The organism is Sphingomonas bacterium, assembly GCF_903644135.1.
Classification (GTDB): Bacteria; Pseudomonadota; Alphaproteobacteria; order Sphingomonadales; family Sphingomonadaceae; genus Sphingomonas.
On sequence record NZ_CAHJXA010000180.1, the window covers coordinates 1 to 5,737 of the forward strand.

Genomic DNA, 5,737 nt, shown 5'->3' on the forward strand with positions numbered 1-5,737 from the left:
ACTGCTCCCATGGAACTGGCGGCGACCAGCAGAACTGCTCAAAGCCGCCTAGCCGCGGCCCTCACCGGATGCTTACGAATTGTGCGGCGGTGACACGTTAGGTTCACGTACAGCAACCTCGACCAATATTAGTGGTGGTGACTGTTAGACGTACGCGTCACTCGTCGTCAGTCTTCGCGTTTTGCGCTATGTTCATTTATGGAGCGACCTCCACGCAGCAGAGTAGCCGGACAGCGCGGTCCGGCCGATCACAGCATTAGCGACCAGATCTTCGATGCGGTCGACGAACATTTCAGCCGCTATCGCTATGGCAAGACCACGGTAGCCGACCTTGCCAAGGCGATCGGCTTTTCCAAGGCGTACATCTACAAGTTCTTCGACTCTAAACAGGCCATTGGCGAAGCTATCTGCAGCCGGTGCCTGGCGCCGCAATAACGTCCGTGCATGAGTCTCTGGCGCGGGAGAAATCTGCGACAGACAAATTGCGCCGTCTACCGATGACCATCGCAAACATCACGGCCTATCCTTGTACGTAGAACTGGCAGTCGGCTCTGACTAATTTCGAAGATGTCAGCGCAATTACGGCGGCGATCATCCAGGAAGGGCGCGCTTCGGGTCAGTTCGAGCACAAGACGCCGATCGATGAGGCCGTGCGGGCGATCATGCTCGCCTTTCAGCTCTACATGAATCCAGCTATGCGCCAGTATAACCTCCAGACGTACCGGAGGGCGCGAGCGAGGTCGCGAGCCTCGACCTGCGGAGCTTAGCTCCGTGAGCATCATCGAGCCTTCGCTGGCAGGTGGCGCGAGCAGTAGGGCGGCATGAAGACCGCCGACGTGTGCCGCAAGCACGGCATCAGCAGCGCCGTGCTGTATGCATGAAAGCCGAGTAGGGCGGCATGGACGTGTCGCAGGCGCGGAAGCTGAAGGTGCTTGATGAGGAGAACGGCCGGCTGAAGCAGCTGCTGGCGGACGCGATGCTCGATAATGCCGTGCTGAAGGAGGCCGCCTCAAAAAAGCTGGTGAGGCCTGCCGTTTAGCGAAAGGCCGTCGAGCATGCGCGGCAGCGCCTGCACTTGGACGTTGAACAGGTCCGCGCGCTCGTGCGTACGCCGATATGGTCGCTGCTGGCGAACTCGCGGCCATGAGATCGCCGAAATAGGAAAGAGACGTTACTCCGAACGCGGGCAGCTCGAAAACTACTGGCCGAAATTTGCGCCGAGCGCGACGGTTGGATCTACTGAGACGATCTCTAGGTACTTACAGGTCATGGCCGCAAGACTGGCCGACGAGCGGCAGATCGATGTCGCTGCGAGACACCCTCCAGTTGGAATGAACAAGCGCAATTACATGCACTCGTGCCCAGCATATCTTGCCAAACTGATCATCGCTGTCCAGGCGTTCTGGACCGACATGGACCGTCTGACCTCAGTAGACCGGCGAGACAATGCGGTTCGTAACCGTGCGTAATCGCGGTTACCTTCGCTGACATAGTGCGCATAAGTCGCTAAAAGATTGGCTGGCGGGGGTGGTGGAGCCGAAGGGAATCGAACCCTTGACCTCTGCAGTGCGATTGCAGCGCTCTCCCATCTGAGCTACGGCCCCGCGCCCGGGCGACCGGAACGACAGCGCTGCCCTTAACGACTGCCCCTGGGCGATGCAACAGGCCAGGCGGGATCGGGCCGGGCTCAGATCGAACCGCTGAAGGTGTCGCACTGGGCGGGGTCGCCGGTGTCGATGCCGCGCTTCAGCCATTTCATCCGCTGCGCCGAGGTGCCGTGGGTGAAGCTGTCGGGAACGACGCGGCCCTGCGTCTCCTGCTGCAGCGTGTCGTCGCCGATCGCGTGGGCGGCGGTCAGCCCCTCCTGGACGTCGCCGGGGTCGAGCCGGTCGCGGTTGTTCGCCGCCCAGACGCCGGCATAGCAGTCGGCCTGCAATTCCAGCCGCACCGACTGCTCGTTGCCCCGCGCGCTGCGGCCGAGCAGGTTCTGGATATGGTGGCCGAACTCGTGGGCGATGACATAGTCCTGCGCGAAGTCGCCCTTGGCACCGAAGCGGCTGGCGAGTTCGTCGAAGAAGCTGGTGTCGAGATAGATGTCGTGGTCGCTGGGGCAGTAGAATGGCCCCATCGCCGACTGCGCCGCGCCGCACCCCGACTGACCGCTGCCGGAGAAGAAGCGCAGGCCAGGCTTTTCGAACTGCCGGCCTTCACGCGCAAAGATCGCCTCCCAGGTCTTCTGCGCCGATTCGAACGCGTTGCAGGCGGACTTTGCGTTCGGGTTGGAGGTGCAGACCTGCGTCACGCTGCTCGGCCCCTGCGACGGCTGCGATATGGGCGAGCCGCCCCCGCCGCCGACCAGCGATCCCAGGCTGCCCAGCCCGCCGAACACCGCCAGCAACAGCAGTACGACGACGATCCCGCCACAGCCGAACCGGCTGCCGACCAGCGGCAACAGCCCGATCAGCAGGCCGCCGCCGCCTCCACCGCCACCGCCGAAGCCGCCGCCGCCGCGCGCCTCGCCGACATCGATGTCGTTGGGATCGAAATCGTCGAGGCGCATTCCGCTCTCCTGCTCACAGCCGTTGTTTCGCCATGCGGCGCGACGGTGATCGTTGCAAGAACGCGTCGACCGGCGCATGTCGCGGCAGGGCAAGGAGGACGCATGATCCTGGGTGGCAAGACGGCGGTGGTCACCGGCTCGACCTCGGGCATCGGCCTCGCCTGTGCCCACGCGCTGGCGGGCGAGGGCGCGGCGGTGGTGCTCAACGGTTTCGGCGACGCGGCCGCGATCGAGACGATCCGTGCCGAACTGGCGGCCGCGAGCGGTGCGGCGGCGCTGTACGACGCGGCTGACATGACCCGGCCGGACGAGATCGCGGCGCTGGTCGCGCGCGCGGTCGCCGAGACCGGCAGCTGCGACATCGTCGTCAACAATGCCGGCATCCAGCATGTCTCCCCCATCGCCGACTTCCCGCCCGAGCAATATGACCGCATCATCGCGATCAACATGTCGTCGGCCTGGCACATGATGCGCGCCGCGGTGCCGGCCATGCGCGCGAGGGGATGGGGGCGGATCATCACCACCGCCTCCGCCCATTCACTGACCGCCAGCCCCAACAAGTCGGCCTATGTCATGGCCAAGCACGGCGTCGTCGGCCTGACCAAGACGGTGGCGCTGGAGACCGCCACCGACGGCATCACCGTCAACGCGATCTCCCCCGGCTATGTCTGGACGCCTCTGGTCGAGCATCAGATCCCCGACACGATGAAGGCGAGGGGCATCACCCGCGAGCAGGTGATCAACGACGTGCTGCTGGCGGCACAGCCGACCAAGCAGTTCGTCACTGCCGAGCAGGTGGCCGCGCTCGCGCTGTTCCTGTGCCGTGACGAGGCGGCGTCGATCACCGGCGCGAACCTGTCGATGGATGGCGGCTGGACGGCGGCATGAGGCGCTATGCGGTCCTGCTGGCGCTGGCGCTGGCCGGCACCGTCTCGGCGCAGGCCAGCGACTGGCACAAGACGATTACCGTACGCGACCGGCAGCGGCTGCGTGACTGGCGCACCGCCTGGAAGGGTGCGCTGGCCGCGGTCAAGACCAGCGGCGTGGCGGCGGTGGCGGCCGATCCGGTGTTGTTCGACCCCGACGCAGCGCTGATCGACCGGGCGTTGCCGCCGGCGGGGGCGTATCGCTGTCGCCACGTCGGCATCGGCACGGGGCTCGATCGCGCTGAGCTCAAAATCGAGCCATGGGGGCGGTGTCGTATCGACGGGGACGACCTGCCGCGCCAGTTCTCCGACCTCGACGGCGGCGAGCGGCGCGCGGGGCTGATCTGTGCCGACACCGATCGGCGCGCGATCTTCCTGGGGACGACGATGTTCGGCGACGAGCATCGGCCGGAGACCTATGGGCATGCGGCCGGTCGCGACCTGGCGGGTGCGGTCGAGCGGATCGGCGAGCAGCGCTGGCGGCTGGTGCTGCCCTATCCGCGGTTCGGCGCGACGCTGGACCTGATCGAGCTGCTGCCGGCGTCCTGAGCCGGTTCCACCACCAGCGTCGCGTCCTCACGCTTCTCGGGCCGGATATAGATGGACGCGAGTTCGGGCAGGGTGGCGCGCAATTCGGCCTCCAGCGCCTCGATCAACGTCTCGCCCTCGCCCATCGTCAGCGTGTCGACGAAGTCGGCGCTGATCGCGACGAAGACGCTGTCGGGGCCGGTATGGATGGTGCGGACATGGTTGACCGCGGTGATCCACGACTGCGCATCGACGATGCGGCGGACGGTCGCGACCACTTCGGGATCGGCGCGCTCGCCGATCAGCAGGCCCTTGGCCTCGCGCGCCAGCAGCACGGCGACCGCGGCGAGGATCAGGCCGATGACGATCGAGGCGATGCCGTCCAGCCGCGGGTCTGCGAAGCGATGGCTCGCCCACACGCCCAGCGCCGCGACCGCCAGCCCGGCGATCGCCGCGCTGTCCTCGAACAGCACGATGAATGCCGCCGGGTCCTTCGACTCGCGGATCGAGCGCCACCAGCCGCGCTCCTGGCGCTTGGTCCCGGCGAACTCGCGCACCGCCAGCGTCCACGACGATCCTTCGAGCAGGAACGACACGCCCAGCACGATGTAGTTCAGCAAGGGGTCGCTCGGCGGCTCCGGCTCGGCGATGTGCCGCCAGCCTTCGAATACCGACACGCCCGCGCCGATCGCGAAGATCAGGATGGCGACGATGAACGCCCAGAAATACAGCTCGCGGCCGTACCCGAACGGGTGGTGCTTGTCGGGCGGCCGCTTGGCGCGCTTCTGGCCATAGAGCAGGAGGATCTGGTTTAGGCTGTCGACGCAGGAGTGGAACCCCTCGGTCAGCATCGACGAGGAGCCCGACAGCGCCGCGGCGACGAACTTCGCGACGCCGATGCCGAGGTTGGCGGCGAGCGCGCCGTACAGCACGAGGTTGCCACGCAGCCGGGCGACGATCCCCTCGGCCATGCTCAGCCCGCCAGCAGCATGATCGCGGAGCGATAACCGCCAAGCGTGCCGACATCGACATAGCTGGTGCCGGCTCGCACCCCGCAGGCGGTGTTGCCGCGCGCCAGCCAGGCGTTGACCAACGTGCCGATATACTCGTCGCCACGCCCCGGCTCGCGCCACAGGTCGTGCAGTTCGTGGAGGACATGGCCAGGCATCCCGAATGCGCCCCAGATCAGCGACGAGCGCGGGCCCGGCTGCTTGACGTCGATCGCGACCACCTCGTCGGCGTCGTCGAGCACCACCGCATCGAACAGCTCCGGCCGCTCGACCGGGAACAGCAGGAACGCGAGCCGGTCGCGCGGCAGGCGGGCGAGCGCGTCGGCGGGGAACCAGATCGTATCGGGCAGGCCGACCAGCACCGGCTCGTCGGCAGCGACCAGCGGCGCGGCGCGGAAGATCGCGTCGCACAGTCCGCTGGCATGGGGCTGGACGACGAAGGCGGTGGTCGCCCCTTCTACACCCGCGCCGTAGTAGCGCAGCATGTCGGACTTCGTGGGAGAGATGACGAAGGCGATCTTGGTCGCGCCGCCCGCGACCAGCCGCTCGGCGAGATATTCGCTCACCGCCTTGGGCCGCTCGGTGCCGTCGGCGTCGATGCGGCTGCCGACCGGGAGCAGCTCCTTGGAAAAGGCGAGCGGCTGGATGCGGGTGCCGTTGCCCGCGGCGGGGATGATCCCCCACATCAGGCGGCGACCCGTTCGGTGGTGGCG

6 protein-coding genes, 1 tRNA gene and 1 pseudogene are annotated in these 5,737 nt (G+C 66.7%); 4 read left to right on the forward strand and 4 right to left on the reverse strand.

What is annotated here, in order from left to right:
• The first annotated feature begins 198 nt into the window (after positions 1-198).
• On the forward strand, positions 199-435 hold the full coding sequence (locus HUU96_RS14975) for a TetR/AcrR family transcriptional regulator (protein WP_217430310.1): 237 nt from the start codon (positions 199-201) through the stop codon (positions 433-435).
• A 383-nt stretch (positions 436-818) separates the two neighbouring features.
• Positions 819-1,033 (forward strand): annotated as a pseudogene (locus HUU96_RS15140) (transposase); the annotation flags it as partial.
• Between the two features lie 495 nt (positions 1,034-1,528).
• Here HUU96_RS15140 and HUU96_RS10175 read toward each other — a convergent pair.
• Positions 1,529-1,604, reverse strand: a tRNA-Ala gene (locus HUU96_RS10175).
• A gap of 83 nt (positions 1,605-1,687) precedes the next feature.
• On the reverse strand, positions 1,688-2,560 hold the full coding sequence (ypfJ, locus tag HUU96_RS10180) for a KPN_02809 family neutral zinc metallopeptidase (protein ID WP_174292697.1): 873 nt from the start codon (positions 2,558-2,560) through the stop codon (positions 1,688-1,690).
• Positions 2,561-2,662: 102 nt separating this feature from the next.
• On the opposite strand from ypfJ, the gene HUU96_RS10185 reads away from it, so the two are divergent.
• Complete coding sequence (locus HUU96_RS10185; RefSeq protein WP_174292698.1) at positions 2,663-3,448, forward strand: 3-hydroxybutyrate dehydrogenase; 786 nt, start codon at positions 2,663-2,665, stop codon at positions 3,446-3,448.
• Positions 3,445-4,035 (forward strand): DUF4893 domain-containing protein, encoded by a 591-nt coding sequence (locus tag HUU96_RS10190; RefSeq protein ID WP_174292699.1) that lies wholly within the window; start codon positions 3,445-3,447, stop codon positions 4,033-4,035. Before HUU96_RS10185 ends, HUU96_RS10190 begins: the two co-directional genes overlap by 4 nt.
• Here the strand turns inward: HUU96_RS10190 and HUU96_RS10195 are convergent.
• Together HUU96_RS10195 and HUU96_RS10200 are read right to left on the reverse strand one after the other, a co-directional pair.
• Entirely contained in the window at positions 3,981-4,985 is a 1,005-nt protein-coding gene (locus HUU96_RS10195) for a cation diffusion facilitator family transporter (RefSeq protein WP_174292700.1), read from the reverse strand. The genes HUU96_RS10190 and HUU96_RS10195 overlap by 55 nt on opposite strands.
• A 2-nt stretch (positions 4,986-4,987) precedes the next feature.
• A partial coding sequence (locus HUU96_RS10200) for a sugar phosphate nucleotidyltransferase (protein WP_217430311.1) occupies positions 4,988-5,737 on the reverse strand: 750 nt, incomplete at its 5' end.